12 protein-coding genes are annotated in these 17,324 nt (G+C 72.1%); 6 read left to right on the top strand and 6 right to left on the bottom strand.

Going from position 1 to position 17,324, the window contains the following annotated elements:
* Nucleotides 1-31: 31 nt before the first annotated feature.
* The 6 genes from HHX40_RS03270 (at nucleotide 32) to HHX40_RS03295 (ending at nucleotide 8,453) form a co-directional block, all read left to right on the top strand.
* Nucleotides 32-268 (top strand): DUF2277 domain-containing protein, encoded by a 237-nt coding sequence (locus tag HHX40_RS03270; RefSeq protein WP_117409311.1) that lies wholly within the window; start codon nucleotides 32-34, stop codon nucleotides 266-268.
* A gap of 104 nt (nucleotides 269-372) precedes the next feature.
* A complete protein-coding gene (locus tag HHX40_RS03275; protein ID WP_182879334.1) occupies nucleotides 373-2,361 on the top strand; it encodes an FHA domain-containing protein in 1,989 nt (662 codons plus the stop codon).
* Between the two features lie 130 nt (nucleotides 2,362-2,491).
* The gene (locus tag HHX40_RS03280; protein ID WP_310737927.1) at nucleotides 2,492-3,187 is read left to right on the top strand and encodes an RNA polymerase sigma factor; all 696 of its coding nucleotides are present in this window, start codon (nucleotides 2,492-2,494) and stop codon (nucleotides 3,185-3,187) included.
* 2 nt (nucleotides 3,188-3,189) lie between these two features.
* Complete coding sequence (locus tag HHX40_RS03285; RefSeq protein WP_182879335.1) at nucleotides 3,190-4,212, top strand: CU044_5270 family protein; 1,023 nt, start codon at nucleotides 3,190-3,192, stop codon at nucleotides 4,210-4,212.
* Nucleotides 4,213-4,311: 99 nt separating this feature from the next.
* Nucleotides 4,312-5,700: an SWIM zinc finger family protein gene (locus HHX40_RS03290; protein ID WP_182879336.1), complete on the top strand. Its 1,389-nt coding sequence runs from the start codon at nucleotides 4,312-4,314 to the stop codon at nucleotides 5,698-5,700.
* Entirely contained in the window at nucleotides 5,697-8,453 is a 2,757-nt protein-coding gene (locus HHX40_RS03295; protein WP_182879337.1) for a DUF6493 family protein, read from the top strand. Before HHX40_RS03290 ends, HHX40_RS03295 begins: the two co-directional genes overlap by 4 nt.
* A 49-nt stretch (nucleotides 8,454-8,502) precedes the next feature.
* Here HHX40_RS03295 and HHX40_RS03300 read toward each other — a convergent pair whose 3' ends face one another.
* The 6 genes from HHX40_RS03300 to HHX40_RS03325 all read right to left on the bottom strand — a co-directional run bounded on the left by HHX40_RS03300 (nucleotide 8,503) and on the right by HHX40_RS03325 (nucleotide 17,277).
* Nucleotides 8,503-9,222 (bottom strand): HNH endonuclease family protein, encoded by a 720-nt coding sequence (locus HHX40_RS03300; protein ID WP_111699312.1) that lies wholly within the window; start codon nucleotides 9,220-9,222, stop codon nucleotides 8,503-8,505.
* A gap of 205 nt (nucleotides 9,223-9,427) precedes the next feature.
* Entirely contained in the window at nucleotides 9,428-10,387 is a 960-nt protein-coding gene (locus HHX40_RS03305; RefSeq protein WP_220498558.1) for an ABC transporter substrate-binding protein, read from the bottom strand.
* 176 nt (nucleotides 10,388-10,563) lie between these two features.
* The gene (locus HHX40_RS03310; protein ID WP_182879339.1) at nucleotides 10,564-11,544 is read right to left on the bottom strand and encodes an ABC transporter substrate-binding protein; all 981 of its coding nucleotides are present in this window, start codon (nucleotides 11,542-11,544) and stop codon (nucleotides 10,564-10,566) included.
* Entirely contained in the window at nucleotides 11,541-13,487 is a 1,947-nt protein-coding gene (locus HHX40_RS03315; protein WP_182879340.1) for an ABC transporter permease, read from the bottom strand. Before HHX40_RS03315 ends, HHX40_RS03310 begins: the two co-directional genes overlap by 4 nt.
* Before the next feature lie 2 nt (nucleotides 13,488-13,489).
* Nucleotides 13,490-14,551: a glycine betaine/L-proline ABC transporter ATP-binding protein gene (locus HHX40_RS03320; RefSeq protein ID WP_310737928.1), complete on the bottom strand. Its 1,062-nt coding sequence runs from the start codon at nucleotides 14,549-14,551 to the stop codon at nucleotides 13,490-13,492.
* A gap of 410 nt (nucleotides 14,552-14,961) precedes the next feature.
* Nucleotides 14,962-17,277 (bottom strand): tetratricopeptide repeat protein, encoded by a 2,316-nt coding sequence (locus HHX40_RS03325; protein ID WP_259403207.1) that lies wholly within the window; start codon nucleotides 17,275-17,277, stop codon nucleotides 14,962-14,964.
* Between the last annotated feature and the right edge of the window lie 47 nt (nucleotides 17,278-17,324).

Below are 17,324 nucleotides of genomic sequence, written 5' to 3' on the forward strand. Positions count from 1 at the left end.
CGGACCGCGCCGGATGGGCCAGTATGGGCTCATGTGCCGAAGCATCAAGACCCTGCGCCCGCCCTTCACCGACGAGGTGACCGAGGAGGACATCCGGGCGGCGGCCCTGCAGTACGTGCGGAAGGTCTCCGGGTTCCGCGCGCCCGCCGCGCACAACGCCGAGGCGTTCGACCACGCCGTGGAGGAGATCACGCGGGCCAGCGCCGAACTCCTCGCGTCCCTGCGGGTCCGCGGGACGCCCGCTTCCGCCTCAACCGCACAGGGATGAGAGGCGGCGGCCTGCCCGTCCTGACTGGAACGCTTTGCCGCAGCCGGGAAGCGTGTCACGATAAATGATCGCATCGGCGTTTCCGAGGGAGAGGGGGCGGACCGGTGCCACCTGCGATCGTCGGGCATGAAGGTCCCCTGGCAGGCCAGCGTTTCCCGATCGACGACAAGCCGATCACCTTCGGTCGCAGAGGCGACAACAGTGTGGTGATCACGAGCGAACGGGCCTCCCGCTTCCACGCGGAGGTGCGCCGCGAGGCCGAGGGATACGTGCTGCGCGACCGGGGCAGCAGCAACGGGACGCTGGTCAACGGCAGGCGTGTCACCACGCATGTGCTCCGGCCCGGCGACACGATCGCCATCGGAGGGGAGACGTTCCGCTTCGAGGCGTTCGACGACTCCGAGACGGTCATGGACACCTCCCTGATGCAGCGGTTCCGCCGGTCGGTCCCGGACGTCGAACCGGATCAGGTCCTGCACGTCACCGTCTCCGGCGGCGGGCCCGTCGGGCTGGCCTTCGCCCTGCTCCTCGAACATCTCATGGGGCACCGGGTCGCCATCACGATCTACGACGGCCGCTGGACCGAGGACGGGCAGCGGATCGTGTGGAAGAACGCCGCGCAGGGCAACAACCGGCGGCAGCAGGTCGTGACGGTGCAGAGCCGCCAGTATCTGAACCTTCCGGAGGACGTCCAGGCGCGGCTGTTCACCGAGGGGTCCTACAGCGAGATGTGGCCGGCCGGTCCGGACTCGATCCGCGGCCACGGCCCGCGGAACATCCGCATCGCCTACATCGAGGACACCCTGCTGGAGATGGCGAACGAGAGGTCCGCCCGCATCCGCCTGGTGCCGGAGAGATTCGACCCCGCGGAACGCCACGACACCGTGGCCAGGGACCACGTGCTGGCCATCTGCGAGGGAGGGCGCTCGCGGACCCGCGAGCACTTCACCGACAGGTTCGGCCGGGCCGACGACTCGATCTTCTCGCTCGACGGCCGGCACGTGCAGGACGTGGTGCTCGGGATACGGGTGAAGTCCGCCCTGCCTGACCCCGCGATCGTGCTGCTGACCGTGGCGCAGAACCGGTTCCTCCTGAACTCGCTGCGCGGCGAGGGTTTCCTGAACATGCGCCTCACCGACGACGAGGCCGCGGAGGTCGTCGGCATCGACCCCGTCCGGCACGTGTTCGAGGAGTGCGTCGCCTCCAGTCCCTGCCTCATGGAGCGCACCGAGGACGGCGACTTCCACTGCTCGACCCACCACACGCTGTTCCTGCCCGCCCTGATCAGGGGCTCGGCACTGTGGAGGCGGGCGAAGGAAGGGCTCGCGCTCTTCGGCGTCGCCGACGGCGACGTGAGCGCGGTGACCGCCTTCCGGCTCGACATGGTGCAGCGGCCGCGGTTCACCGCCCGTTTGTACTCCCCCACGTCCACCACCCCGGGCACGTACGGCTTCCTCCTGGGGGACGCGGCCAACGCGATCCACTTCTGGCCCGGGCGGGGTCTCAACAGCGGGCTCGCGTCGGCCATCTCGCTGGCCCGGTCGCTCAACCGCAACTGGCGCGGCAGGCCGTTCCGCGACGCCGACTTCGTACGGCACGAGGCGGCGATGTCGATGCTGCAGTATCGGCACAAGAGCCGCGCCTGGAACGCGATGGTGACCACCGACGAGCAGGGGGTCACCCGGGCGATCAAGGACACGATCGTCCAGGGCATCGAGGAGGGCGGCGCCGGTTCGGACAGGGACGCGGACATCGACGCCCTGATGGAGCGCCTGCGGCAGATCCGCGACCGTCTGTCCCCACGCATCCCCGGCATGCCCGACGACGCGACCCTCCTCCGGCACCTGCGCGAGCTGCGGACCGAGACGCTGCGGACCCTGCTGGTCAGCGGAGCCTGGGAGACGCTGACGGTCGGCGGCGAGGAGGTCGACATCGACATCTTCGACCAGCCGGTCTCCGCGGCGCCGCCCCCCGCGGCGTCCGCCGTGCCGCCCCCCGCCGAGAGGCCGCTCGTCACGCGACAGGCGGACGGACAGAACAGGCGGCCCGGGGTGGTCGCCGGAGGACCGGGTGACACGCTGCCCTCCGGCTGACGACGCCTTGCACATCGGCTCGGACATCGGCTCCGAGAACCTCGGAACCGGCCAGGGCCGTCCGGCGGAGTAGGGGTGAAGGGCGCGACGGCGCCCGTGGAAGGAAATCCCCTATGAACGGATACAACGGGTGGTGAGGACGGTCCCCGGCGGCACCCGCCTCCCCTCGGCCGCGGCGGGTCCCCGGCCCGGCGAGGACGAGGCGAAAGACAGCGGGCCGGAGCACGCCCCGGCGACGTGTCCCGGCGTGAACGGCGACGAGCCGGACGGCGAGGCGAGCGACGCCCGGCTGATCAAGGCGTCGCTGCGCGCGCCCGAGCGGTTCGCCGGCGTCTTCGACCGGCACGCGGACGAGATCCACGCCTACGCCGGCCGCCGTCTCGGCCCCGAGCACGCCGACGACGTGACCGCGGAGACGTTCTTCGTGGCGTTCCGGAAGCGGCACCGCTACGACACGTCCCGCCCGGACGCCCGGCCCTGGTTGTACGGCATCGCGGGCAACCTCATCTCCGGGCACCGCCGGGCGGAGGTCCGCCGTCTGCGGGCACTGGCCCGCGCCCCGCACGACGCCGGCGAACGCGGCGCCCACGAGGAGGAGCGCGGAGCGGAGCGGGCGAGCGCCGCCGCGCTGCGGCCCGCGCTCGCGGCCGCCCTGGCGCGGCTGTCGTCCGCCGAGCGCGACCTGCTCCTGCTGGTCGCGTGGGCCGACCTCTCCTACGAGGAGGCGGCCGAGGCCCTGCGGATCCCCATCGGCACGGTGCGCTCGCGCCTGCACCGCGTACGCGCGAAGCTGCGCCGCCATCTCGATCTTCCCCAGGAGGACTGACCATGATCGACGAGATTGACCTGGTGGCCCGTGAGCGGCCGCAGACGCCCCCCTACTCCCTGGCCGCCAAGGCGGCCGTACGGCGGCGGCTGACCGGCCCGGGCAGGCCGCCGGTCCGCCCGCGCCCGTACGCGTTCCTGGCGGGCGGGGCCGCGCTGCTCGCCGGGGCGGGCGTCGTCGCCGTCGCCGCCACCGGGCCCGGCCGGCCCGCGCCCCCGACCCGGGCCGGCGAGGTGGTCGTGACCCTGCCGAAGGTGTCGGCCATGTCGGCGGAGGAGGTGCTGGGCAGGGCGGCCCGCGCCGTGACCGACCTGTCCCCGCGCGACGACCAGTTCGTCAAGGTCGGCTCGCAGACGATGTACGAAGCCTCCATAGTCGGCGAGAACGAGAAGGAGTCCCGCTACCTCTACCGGACGAAGCGGACGATCTGGCTGTCCGCCGACGGCACCAGGGACGGCGCGCTCAAGGTCGAATATCTGGAGCCCCGCGCCTATCCGGGGTGGCCGATCCCCCCGGAGGCGTACAAGGAGAAGGGCACGGAGTGGCTGGGGCTCCCGGCCTGCGGCAAGGTGAGCGACACCGCCTACACCATGTTGCAGAAGCTGCCCTCGGACCCGGAGAAGATGCGGGCCCACCTGTACGCCCGGCCGCACGGCGACCTCCCGTCCGACGCGGGGGCGTGGACGGCCGTGGGCGACCTGCTGCGGGAGACGTACGTGCCGGCGCCGCAGCGGGCGGCGCTGTTCAAGGCAGCCGCGACGATCCCCGGGGTCACGGTCAGCGAGGACGTGGAGGACGCGGCGGGCCGGACCGGCATCGGCGTCGGCCGGGTCTCCCGCGGCGTGCGCGAGGAGGTCATCTTCGACCCGGCCACGTACGAACTGCTCGGCGAGCGCGGCGTCGTGGTGGACGCGCAGGTGGCCAGGGCGCCCGTGGGCAGCCTGGTGGCCTCCACCGCCCAGCTGGAGGTCACGGTCGACGACACCGCGCCCGAGGTGAAGGACCCCCGCGGCGGCTGCCTCTGATCCCCCGCTCGTGGAGCCCGCCGGGCGTACGGCGGGCTCCACGGCCTTCTTGGGCTCCGCGGGCGCGAATTGTCGGTGGTGATCTCTAGCCTCCGGCACATGACAAACGCGACGCAGGCGTACAGCTACGCCGCGCCTTCGATGCTGGTGGACGGACGTCTCGGGCTGTCGACGTCCGGCGGCAGGGCCCTGAGCGGCCCGGCCGTCGCGCCCAGGTTCTTCAGCGGGGTGGTGACCCAGGCGGCGCCCGCGGCGGCGGCCCTGCTGGGCGTGGCCGACGTGGCTCTCACCCGCTATCACCAGCCGCGTCCGGGATGGACGCGCGACCCGGTCGTCACATGCGGCGGCGACCGGCTGCGCTTCGAGTCGTTCTCCGCCTGCGGCGGCGTGTACGCCCGGCTCGACCTGCTGGGCGGCGCCCTCGACGGCGAGGTGTTCGACCGGGGGACGACCAACGTCGACGTCAACGGCCCGCTGCGGGAGGCGCTGGCCCGGGTGGGCGCGCGCGACCCGCTGCACCTCGGGGTCGGCGCCGACGAGCTCACCGTGACCACGCTCGACGGCGCGGTGGTGGAGAAGAAGGTGCCGCTGCCGGAGCGGTGGCTGCGGGGCTTCGCCGAGGTGCAGGTGATCGCGGCGCGCATGGACCTGCGGGCCGAACTCCACGGGATGAGCGCGGTGCGGTTCCTGCGGTCCCTGCCCAAGCGGGCGGCGGCCGACCTGTGGGTCGCTCCCGCGGGCCGCGACCTGCGGGTCACGGACCGGCCCGGCCCGGGAGCGGTGTGCCTGGCCGGCGTCGGCCGCCTGGCGACGCTGCTGCCCCTGCTCCGCTTCGTCAAGAGCCTCAAGGTCTACGGCCCGGCCGCGCCCGGCGGCCCGGCGTCGAGCGCGTGGGAGCTGGAGCTGCCCGGAATGCGTTACACGCTGGTCCTGTCTCCGGAGCGCTGGCGCGGCTTCTCCGGCGAGGGCGCGGTGCTGGCCGACCTCGCCACCGACGAGGCCGAGGCCGACGCCGACGTGGTGGGCATGCTGCTCAACTTCGAACCCGAGGTGGAGATCGGCCTGCTCGCCGACCGCGCCGGGCTGTCCACCACGCGCGTGCGGGCCGCCCTCACCCAGCTCGGCACGGCCGGGCGGGTCGGCTACGACCTGAACGAGGCGGCGCACTTCCACCGCGAACTGCCCTACGACAGGGAGCACGTGCAGCACCTCAACCCGCGGCTGACGTCCGCGCGGGCGCTGGCCGAGGCCGACGCCGTGGAGATCGCGGGCGACACGGCGCGCGTACGGACCGACGGCGGGGTGCGGGAGGTCGGCCTGACCGACGGCTCGTGCACCTGCCCCTGGTGGTGGGACCACCGCGGCTCACGCGGGCCGTGCAAGCACGTGCTCGCGGCCAGGATCGTCGCGAGGACCACGCCTGCGCCGACCGGCGTGGAGGCCGGTGTGGGGACCGGCGCCGAGACCGGCGTGGAGACGGCCCGATGAGCGCCTGGCAGGAGGTGCGCGACCTCGTCGCCGCGCATGAGACGAAGACGCTGGCCGACCGTGTGATCGCGCTCACCGAGGCCGAGCGCGCCGAGGTGGCGAGACGGTTACCGGGCCTCCTCAAGGAGATGCGGGACACCGCCACGCGGATGACCCATGGGAGCCGGGGGGTTCACGACCTCGACGACGAGGACGACGAGGACTGGTGGACCGCCTGGGAGCGCCGACGGACCGTGCGGGGCGCCCTCGCCGAGCTGGGCGCGCCGCTGCGGATCGCGGGTGCGGGGACGATCTCCGGGCCCGCCGCCGCGGCGGCCTGGCTGACCCGCCGCGAGCTCTACCCGGAGTGGGGGCCGGCCCCGGACCCGGCCGAGGTGGTCCGCGTGCTGGTCACCCGTCCGGCCGGCTGGCAGGCCGACGTGGCGGCCCGGCTCGCCGGGAAGATCCGCAGGGCGGACGACGTCCGGACCGCCCCGCTGGTGCTCGCGCTGCTGCGGGCCTCAGGCGTGACGCCGCCCGCGCACGACCCGCTCGTGGTCGCGTGGCTGACCGGCCCGGCGGCGGACGACGATCCGCTGCTCGGCCCGCTGTTGCCGCTGATCTTCGAGACCGAGGGCGCGGGCCGCGCCCTGCGCGAGGAACGGCTCACGCCGTCGCCCACGCCCTGGCTCTCCCTGATCGGGCGGCTCCTGCGTACCGGACGCGTGTCGCGGGCGGAGCTCCTGGACGGCTGCGTGAGCCGGTTCCTGCGCGGCGGTGACGCCGCGGACCTGCGCTTCTTCGTGCGCCTGCACGAACTGGTCGAACCGGCGCCGCAGGAGGCGGCCGGACGGGTCCGGGACTATCTGCGGCTGCTTCCCGCCGCCCCCGGCCCGGTCGCCGAGCTGGCCCTGAGCCAGGTCGACCGCACCGGCCCCCACGACGACGCCGACGTCCAGGAGGCGATCGAGGCGCTGACCTTCAGGCCCGAGGCCAAGCTGGCCCGCGCGGGCCTGAGCCGGCTGGACCAGGAGGTGCGGCGGAGGCCCACCCGCGCCGGCGAACTGGCTCCCGCGCTCGTCACGGCGTTGGCGCACACTTCCGACGACGTACGGCGGCGAGCCGTCCGGATCGCGCTCAGACACGCCGCCGCGTTCCGCGCGGAGGCGAAGTCGATCGCCGACGCGGTACCGCTGCTGCCCGCCGATCTCGGCCGGGACCTCGCCGCGGTGTTCGGGGGCGACGTCACGGCCGAGGGGACGCCGGAGCCGTTCACTCCCGCTCCGCTGCCCGTCCTCCCCGAGCCCGGCCCGTTCCCCGCACCGTCGGTGGATCACACTACGTGGGATCTCCGTGGGTGGGTGGCGCGCGAGCAGTGGCTCGCCGGCTTCGTCGAGCGGGCGGGCAGGGACCGCGCGGCCCTGCGCGCGGCGCTCACCCCGGTCTTCCAGGACTTCTCTCCCCACCTGTACGACATGGAGAGCTGGCTCGAACCGGACGCCTGGATCGCCGCCCTGGCGAGGGAGCTGATCGCTCCCGGTACCGATCCCGGCGTGCCCGATCCCGAACCCGCCGGGCTGGGGCTCCTTGTGGGCATCACGTACTCGGCCCTCCGGCGGCTGTTCGGCGAGCCGGAGAGACCGGACCCCGCGGTGGACCTCCGCCGGCGGAGCCGGCTACCGGAACCCGCGCACGTCTCCCCGCCGCACCTGTTCCTGCTGCACCGGCTCGACGAGATCTACCGGGCGCTGAGAGAAGGGACGCTGCCACCCGTCCTGCTCGCGACGCCGACGGTGATGACCGGGCACCTGGACCCCCGCGTGCTGGTGGACCGGCTGGAGCTGTGCGCCGCCGCGGGCGTGGAACCGCTGCCGGCGGACCTGCAGCAGGCGCTGCTGCGGCTGCCGAGGGGAACCCATCCCTTCGCCGCCGAACGCGCCGCGCACGTGCGATCACAGGCGGCCCCGGCCGTCGCCGCCTGGCTCGCCCAGGGCGGCCTGCCCGATCCCGAGGCGGGGCTGAAGTGGGGCTACGTCGAGAACGCGCACGAGTACCTGTTCGAGGAGCGCGACCCGGGACACGTCGAGCAGGTGCGGCTGGTGCCGGTGCTGCGAGCGGAGCCGACCGGGCACGACCTCATCGACGAACTGCTGCGCGAGCCGTCGAAGTGGCGCTGGGACGATCACGGCCACGTCATGGCCTCGTGGCCGTCGATCCTCCCGTCGCATCGCGAGGTCGTCTCCGTCAACTTTCTGCCCCACCTGCTCCACCAGTGGAACTATCCGGGGGTGTATCCGGCGTACCTGGAGGCGGTGGCGGACGCCGACGGCCCGCTCGGGGAGGCGACCGCGCTCATCATGGCCTACTTCCTGGCCGATCGCCGCCCGGACCCGGTTCCGGTGCTGCTGCGGATGACGAGCCGGGGAGACCTGCCCGCCGAGGCGATCGGCCGTCAGCTGGCGCTGCTGCTCCGCCGCACCTGGTTCGAGACCCGGCCGGTGCTGGCGTCCCTGCGGGAGGCCGCGCATCAGGGAGCGCACGAGCAGGTGTGGGAGATCCTGCGGGCCCTGCTGCCGGATCTGCTGCCCTCCGCCGGAGAGCGGCCGAACGTCACCCAGACCGAGGCGGTGGCGCTCGCCGCCGACGTGGCGGCCTGGGTGGGCGCCCGCGGCGAGATACCGGCCGTTTCGGCGCACGCCCCCACGGGCCGGCCGAGCCGCCGAAGCCGCTTCGCCCGCGAATGCGCCCGCCTGCGCGACCAGCTCGCAGGATGACACGCGGCAGCGCCGGCCGGGAAGGGTGTCTACCGGTGAGCCTGGCGGGTCACTTGCACTGTTCGAGCATCGCGTCCTTGTCGGCGGAGGTCACCGGCAGGTCGTACTTGAGGGCGACCTGGGCGAACCGCACGGCGTAGGAGCAGCGGATGTCGCGGCGGGGCGGCAGCCAGGTGGCCGGGCCGGAGTCGCCCTTGGAGCTGTTGGTCGAGCCGTCCACGGGCATGAGGTTGAGCGGGTCGTTGGCGATCTGCTTGCGCTTGCTCTCGCTCCACCGCGACGCGCCCATCTGCCAGTCGTACGACAAGGGCATGACGTGGTCGATCTGGACCTTCGCGGCGTCCGACTTGCTCCAGTCGATCTTCTTGCCGGTGTACGGGTCGTACAGCTTCATGGTGACGATGACGCAGTTCGACCCGCCGCGGTACTCGACGCCGTCGCCGTCCCGCTTGAGCATGTCGTTGCGGGTGTCGCAGCCGTTGCGCCCCCAGGGGATGCCGTCCACGTTGTCGGCCCAGGCGTAGCCGAACTTGTCCCGGTCGTAGCCGGTCTTCGCGCCACGGCCCTTCGTCGCCACCTTGCCGATGAGGTCACGGGCCTTCGCCCGGTCCTTGTCCTCGGTGAGGGCCTTCAGCCCGGGGCCGGTGCCGTCGGGGTTGTCGAGCGGGTTGACGCCGTGATCCTCGCCAGAGCCGCTGCTCCCGCCGCCGCTCTGACCCGCGGGCTCCGCGGCGAGATCGCCTATCCGCCCGCATCCCGTCAGCAACATCACAGCCGCCGCGGCAGCGGCGGTCAATCGGGTACCTCGCCCGCTCAAAGCTACCCCTAGGTAGAGAAATATCTGGAATATCCCCCTAGATATAGCAAAGCGTAAAAAGTTGGCAAAGGAGGCGCGCCTGGAGATCTACGAAGGAAGGGCACGGAACGACGAAGGGCGTGGCATGGTGCCACGCCCTTCGCTCAGGTTCTGGGAATCAGACGGGGATCCAGTCCTGCCAGACGATCTTGTTGGCCTCGACCCACTTCCGGGCGGCGTTCTCGGCGCTCATCTTGTTCTCGGCCATGTCGAACGCGACGGCGTTCTGGTCGTCGTTGGTCCAGACGAAGTTCTTGATCAGTTCGTACGCCTTGCCGCCGTTCCTGGCGAACTTCACGCTGACGATCTTGTCCAGCAGGTACGGCGGGTAGTCGCACTTGACCGTCTTGGGATCGGCGTCGCACCCGATCGCGTACGGAGGAAGGCTGATCTTGACGAGCTTGAGCTGGTTGAACAGCCACTGGGGCTCGTAGAAGTACATGAGCAGCGGGGTCTCGTTCTCGGTGGCCTTGCGGGCCGCCGCGATCAACGCGTCCTCGCTGCCGGAGTAGACCACCTTGTACGGCAGGTGCAGGTTCCTGATCAACGCCTCGTCGTTGGTCACGAAGGACTTGTCACCGGCCAGGTACTGCCCCAGGCCGCCGCTCTTGTCGGTCTTGAACAGGTCCTTGTACTTGACCAGGTTGTGCCAGTCGGTGATGTCCGGATACTTCTTGACCATCCACTCGGGGACATACCACCCGAGGACGCCCTTGTTGCCGTTCTCCCCCGCGGTGACGGCGACCTTCTTCTGCTCGATGAACTCCTTCTTCAGCTCCGGGTGGGCCCAGTTCTCCAGGACCACGTCGACCGTGCCCTTCTCGAAGCCCTTCCAGGAGTCCGCCTCGCCGCTCTCGATCTTCTCCACCTTGTAACCGAGCTCGTGCTCCAGCAGGTAGGCGACCACCGCCGCGCTGGCCTCGTAGCCGATCCAGGGGTTGATCGCTATCTTCACCGTCTTCGTGCCGCCCGCCGCTCCCGCTCCGGCGGCGTCCGAACTCCCACTCGGGCTCCCGCCGCTGCAGGCGGTCATGACCAGCGCGAGCGACAGCACGCCGGTAAGGAGACGGATCCTCATATCTGACCTCATCTGATGTCGTACGGGCGGCGACCGCGAGCGGTGAGGCCGCGGCGACACCGGGAGAGTATTCCACAACGGGCGGGATGGGCCGCGATCTCCGCGGATCGCGGCCGGGAAGGGCTCCCCGCGCCCCGTACGGACGGGGCGCGGGAGGCGACCCTCAGGTGCTCAGGTCACTTGGGCATCCAGGCCTGCCACTTGGCCGTGTTGGCCTCGACCCACTTCTTGGCCGCGTCCTCGGCGGACATGCCGTTGTTGGTCATGTCGTCGGCGACCGCGTTCTGGTCGTCGTTCGTCCACTGGAAGTTCTTGACGAGGTCGTACGCCTTGCCGCCGGTGTCGGCGAACTTCTTGCTCACGATCTTGTCCAGGTCGTACGGCGGGTAGTCGCAGGCGACCTTCTTGGGGTCGCTGTCGCAGCCCTCCTCCCAGGCCGGGAGGTTGATCTTGACCAGCTTAACCTGGTTGAACAGCCACTGCGGCTCGTAGAAGTACATGAGCAGGGGCTTCTTCTGGTCGGTCGCCTGCTTGGCGGCCTTGATCAGCGCGGCCTCGCTGCCGGCGTACACGACCTTGTAGTCGAGCTTGAGGTTCTTGACCAGCGCCTCGTCGTTGGTGACGTAGGAGGGGTCGCCGTCGAGAAGCTGGCCCTTGCCGCCCGACTCCGAGGTCTTGAACAGGTCGGCGTACTTGTTCAGGTTCTTGTAGTCGGTGATGTCGGGGTACTTCTGCGCCATCCACTCGGGCACGTACCAGCCGATGACGCCCTTGTTGCCGGTGCTGCCCGCCTCGACGGCGACCTTCTTCTCCTCGATGTACTTCTTCTTGAGGTCGTCGTGACCCCAGTTCTCGATGACGACGTCGACGTCACCCGACTCCATGCCCTGCCAGGACGGCTCCTCGGCGAGCGTCACCTTCTCGACCTTGTAGCCGAGCTCGTGCTCCAGCAGGTACGACACCACGGCGGCGTCGGCCTCGTAGCCCACCCAGGGGTTCACAGCGATCTTGACGGTGCCCGCCGCGGACGCGGCCGCCGAGCCCGCCGCGCTCGCGCTCGGGGCGGCTTTCGAGTCGTCCTCTACCTTGGCGCCTCCGCAGGCGGTCGCGGCGAGGCCGAGAGCGATGACCCCTGCGATCAGGCGTAGCTTCTTCATACGTTCCTCTTCTTGTGGGGAGAGCGGCGCCCGTTGGCGCCTTGCGTGATCCGGTCGAGCATCACGCCGAGGAGGACCAGGGCGACGCCGGCGGCGAAGCCTTTGCCGTAGTCCTCCTGCTGGGCGATTCCGGCCACGACGTCGTATCCGAGGGCGCCCGCGCCGACGAGCGCACCGATCACCACCATCGCCAGCGTCATGACGATGCCCTGGTTCGCCGCGAGCAGCAGCGAGCTGCGCGCCATCGGCAGCTGGACCTTCCACAGCAGCTGCCGGTCGGTGGAGCCCGCCGACCTGGCCGCCTCGATCACGGTGGCGGGCACCGCCCGCAGGCCGTCCTCGACGAGGCGGGCGACCACCGGCACCGCGTAGATGAGCGAGGCCACGATCGCGGTGAAGCGGCCGTTACTGAACAGCGCCACGGCCGGCAGCAGGTAGGAGAACGACGGCATCGTCTGCGCGGCGTCCAGGACGGGGCGCAGCCCGGCGGCGAACCACCGGGACCTCGCCGCCGCCACGCCGAGCGCGAGCCCCACCGCGATCGTGATCAGCGAGGCGACCAGCACGATCGTCAGTGTCTCCATGCCGTGCTCCCACAGGTGCAGCGCGGCGACACCCACCAGGCAGGCCGCGGCGACCAGGCCGGCCGCGGGACCGCTCACCCGCCAGGCGAACCCCAGCACCGCCACCGTGACCAGCCACCAGGGAGCGCTGGTCAGCACGTCCTGCAGCGGGTTGAGCAGTCCGTAAGCCACCGTGTCGTTGAGGAAGCCGGTGAAGACGTACCAGTGCGCCTCGATCCAGTCGACCACGTCGTTGATGGGCCGGACGACCTGCACCTGCCACTGCTCGGGAAACTCCGGCGCGAGCACCGGGGTCAGGGCGATCCCGGCGGCGGTCAGGACGGCGAAGCCGCCCCAGCGGACCGCCCTCGCCCGGCCCCCGCCCTCGCGCCGCCGCGCCGCCGCCCTGGTCACCCGGTCGAGCACGATGGCGATCAGCACGATCGCGACACCGGGCACCAGCGCGGCGCCCACGTTGACCCGCGCGAGCGCCCGGATCAGGTCGACGCCGAGCCCTGGCGCCGCGATCAGCGCGACGAGCGGCACCATCGACAGCGCGGCGGCGATCGTCTGGTTGACGCCCAGCATGATCGTGTTCAGCGCCAGCGGCAGGCGCACCTTCATGAGCGTCTGCCGGCCGGTGGCGCCGAGCGACTCCGACGCCTCCACCGTCACACCGGGCACCCGCTGGACGGCCAGCGCGGTGATCCTGATCGCCGGCGGCATTGCGTAGATCATCGTGGCGATCGTCGCGGACGCCGGACCGATCAGGAACAGCAGCAGGATCGGGGACAGGTAGGAGAAGGTCGGCATGATCTGCATCACGTCGAGCACCGGGGTGACGATCCGGCGGACGCGGGCCGAGCGGCCGGCCCAGATCCCCAGGGGGATGCCGATCAGCAGCGACAGCGACACCGCCGACAGCGTCAGCGCGAGCGTGTCGACGCTCGCCTTCCAGAAGCCGAGCACGCCGACGCCGGCGAAGCCCGCCGCCGCGACGAGCGCGATCCGCCACCCGCCGGCCAGCCAGCCGAGACCGGCGGCGAGACCGATGAGCCCGGGCCAGCCCAGCGCGACCAGCCCGCCCTGGACCAGCGTGTAGAGCTCCGCCACGCCCAGCCGGATGTAGTTGACGAGATACAGGAAGATCGGGCTGCTGTTGCGGTTGGCGTCCACCCAGTCACGGGCGTCGTTGAGCCAGTGGAACAGGGCGGCGTCGTCGTCGTGCGGCAGCACGGCCGTGCCGCGGAAGGCCGCGTAGAGCGCCACCACCGCGACCACTCCCGCCGCGGGGGCGGCCCATCGCACGAGGCGCCGGACCCGCGCCGGACCGGGCACGGGCGGCGCGGGGGGCGCCGCCGTCCGCACAGGTGCGCTCACCACTACGCCTCCCCGCTCACGCCCGCGGAGACCTGCGGGGCCTCGCTCCTGGGCCGCACCGCGCCGAGGATGTCGACCCGGCTCACCACGCCGACCAGCTCGCCGCCGTCGACGACGCGAATCGGCCGGTCCGACCCCATCGCGGCCGGAACCGCATCGTGGATGATGGTGCCGGCGGGAAGCTCGGGACCGTCGAGCGGCTCGCCCGGCTCGGGGTCGCGGCAGATCCAGCGCAGCGACAGCACCTGGGCCCGGGGGACGTCCCGCACGAAGTCGGCCACGTAGTCGTCCGCGGGCGCCCCCACCAGTTCCTCGGGAGTGCCGACCTGCACGATCGCGCCGGCCCGCATGATGGCGATGCGCTCGCCCAGCTTCAGGGCCTCGGACAGGTCGTGGGTGATGAAGACCATGGTCTTGCCGACCTCGCGGTGCAGCCGGATGACCTCGGCCTGCATGTCGCGCCGGATCAGCGGGTCGAGCGCGCTGAACGGCTCGTCGAACAGCAGCACCTCCGGGTCGACGGCCAGCGCGCGGGCCAGGCCGACGCGCTGCTGCATGCCGCCGGAGAGCTGCTCGGGATAGGAGTCCTCGTGCCCCTCCAGCCCGACCAGCGACAGGATCCGGCCGGCCTTCTCGTGCCGCTCGGCCTTCCCCATGCCCTGGATCTCCAGGCCGTACGCGACGTTGTCCACGACCCTGCGGTGCGGCAGGAGCCCGAAGTGCTGGAAGACCATGCTCACCCGGTGGCGGCGCAGATCCCGCAGTTGCCTGGCCGACATGGCGCACACGTCCTGGCCGTCGATCCGCAGCTCGCCCGCCGTCGGCTCGATCAGCCGGGTGAGACAGCGTACGAGCGTCGACTTGCCGCTGCCCGACAGGCCCATGACGACGAAGACCTCACCCGGCTGCACCTGGAAGCTGACGTCCCTGACGGCGGCGGTGCAACCCGTCTTCGCCCGCAGCTGCGCGGGTTCGAGATCGGCGTCGGGGCTGCCGATGATCCTGCCGGCCTTGGGACCGAAGATCTTCCAGAGCCCGCGAACCTCGATCGCGGCTGTGCCCACTGTGACTTCCCCTCACTTCGCGGTCGCCCGCGAGGCGGCGTGGACGCCCGGAAACGCCACAGCACGGCGCGGAGGCTGCCGCTCGCACGCCGTGGATGAAGAGCGGGGGGCCAACGACTCCTCAGGGCACACGCACAGGCGTTGCGCAACTCGCAACACGGATCCTGTTTGACAACAGGACTGAGGCTAGGCCCCAATCGCCCCACTTATGGGGAAAAATGCCTTCTGCTCGCCATATCGTGACCGTCCGGTGATCTTTACAATCACCGGTCGTTCCGAGCGGTGAAGACATGGCGGCACGCGGTGAGAACACGGCGGCACGGCGGAGGACCCGGCGGCGCGGGTGGAAGTGCCCGGACACACGACACGGCCGCGCCCACGAGGGCGCGGCCGTGCCGGTGAGCGGGATGTCAGAGGCCGTACTCCTTGGAGATCCGCTCGTGCCGCTCGGCCTCGATGCCGACCTCGCGGGCGAGGTCGAGCCAGGCCAGCGGGTGGGACCACTGCTCGGTGACGTCGTCCAGGACGGCGTCCAGATCCGCCGGCCGTACGGCGGGCGGGATCGCGATCCAGCCGAACACGCCGGGAAGCTGCTCGCCGCTGGCCGGGTGGGTGACGCGGTAGTTCTCGTCGCTGTAGACCCACATCGGCCAGCCGCGCTCGGCCAGGACCTCGTTGAACTCGGTCCACTCGTCCTCCGTCGGCGCGGCGCCGTCGAAGAACCAGCTCGTGTAGCCGCCGGGACGCAGCATCGTCACCCCGGCGAAGGGGATCACGAAGCTCTCCCGCTCCTCCTCGCCCTCCGGGATCGGCTCCAGCGGCCGGGGGTCGATCACGACCACGTCGCCCGCGTTGTACTCCATGCCGCGCGGCTGCGGGATCGCGAGGCGGGCGGTGGCCGGGCCGGTCCGTACGGCGAGGACCTCCCGCTGGCTGCCGTCGGGGGCCGGGAGGATCACCCGGACGAGGTGCCACTCCTCCTCGATCGGGCCCTCACCCGGCTCGATCGGCATGCCGAGCCCGGTCGCGGCGGACCGTACGGTCGCCCAGTCCTCCACGGCGGTGGACATGACGATGACCCGCCAGACGTCCTCCTCCTCGGCCTCGCCCGTCTCCAGCAGCGGCTTGAGGATCTCGGCCGCCTTGGCGTTGTCGCCGAGCTGCTGGACGGCGCCCGACCACAGGCGGCGCGCCTCCAGCCCGCCGCCGTTGGCGACGGCCAGCTCCGCCTCGGCCGCCGTCTGCTCCCACCGCTCCCGCGCGCGGTGGAGCCGGGCGAGCGCGAGGTGGGAGGCGGTCTCCGGGAGCCGGGCCGCGAGGCTCTCCACCCGCTCGTCCTGACGGGCCTCGATCAGCAGGCCGGTGAGGTAGGCGAGGTCCTCCTCGCCCGCGGCGGCCGGGTCGCCGTCCTCGGCGACCGCCTTCCAGTAGATGTCGGCGCCCACCCCGGGGTAGCCGAGGAACCCGAGGGTGGTGGTGTGCCGGCGGGTGGCCTCCAGGTCGGTGCCCGACAGCGGCCACAGCCAGCCCACCCACCGCTCGGGGTCGGCCGTGCTGCCGTCGGCGGCGTCGAAGTAGGCCACCAGCTCGTCGCGGGGGCCGGGGGCCGGGGCCTCCGCGGCGGCGCCGGCCGCCGCGCGCAGCTCGGCCACCCGATCCGCCAGGCCCTCGGTCGCGCGGAGGCCGGCGAGGGCCGCCTCCGCCTCGTCCGCGAGCAGGCGGGCCTGCCACAGGCCCTGCCGCGCGACGGCCAGGTGCCCGGCGGTGAGAGCGAGCTCGAAGCGGGCGCGGTGGCCGCCCATCGTCTCGAAGTACGTCATCCACTGGCGCAGGATGCGGCCGAGCTGCCAGCTGTTGGCGATCGAGCCGCCGCCCGTGACCAGCATGCGGACGGTGTGCGCCCACTCGACCCACTCCCGCGGGTGGTCACCCACCACGTCGAGGTCGGGCAGGGCCTCCACGGCCTCCTGCGTGCGGCCGAGCGTGGCCAGCACCAGCGACCGGAGCAGGGCCTCACGGCGGCCCTTCGCGACCGGGTCGTCGGGCTTGAAGCCGGTCGAGGCGTCCAGCGCGGTCAGGGCGTCGTCGGGACGTCCGGCGGCGAGCAGCGCGCGCACGGAGGCGGCGCCCAGCTCCCAGCTCGCCTCGCGCCCGGCCCCGCGCAGCCGCTCGACGGCCGCCTCCGCGTACGCGACGCCCTCGGCCGCCTGACCGGCGTCGACGAGCGCCGCGACGTACTGCGTGACCAGGCCGGAGAAGGCGAGCGAGTCGGGGCCCACGCCGTCGAGGGCGGCGCCGAGCGAGCTCAGCCGGGTGGCGGCGTAGCCGGGACCGTCGGTGTTGGCCTGGGTGATGGCCAGGACCTCCACGCCGCCGGGGGCGGCGGGGCAGTCACTGACGTCGCCCCGCTCCGCGAACTCCGCCAGCGAGGCGGCGTCGTCGAGCGCGACCCCGCCCATGGCGCGGTCGCCCACCCGCCCCAGCAGGTGCCAGTAGCGGGCGAAGAGCTCCAGCCACGGCTTCTCAAGGGACTCGGCGTGCTGCGTGATGGCCGGCGCCACGACGTCCAACTGGGCGAATCGGCCCTCGAGCGCCTGCGCGGGCACGTCGCCCAGCGCCATGGCGAGCCCCGTGTTGCCCGCCTCGTGCAGTTCACGCTGGGTGCCGCCGACCCAGGCCCAGATGTCCACGTCCATGGGCAGCCAGTCTGCCAGGTCGCCGACCATGACCCAAACAGCGCGCCGACCCGAGCAGCACGCCGTCGGCTCCCTGT

This window comes from Microbispora sp. H10949 (genome assembly GCF_014161435.1).
Classification (GTDB): Bacteria; Actinomycetota; Actinomycetes; order Streptosporangiales; family Streptosporangiaceae; genus Microbispora; species Microbispora triticiradicis.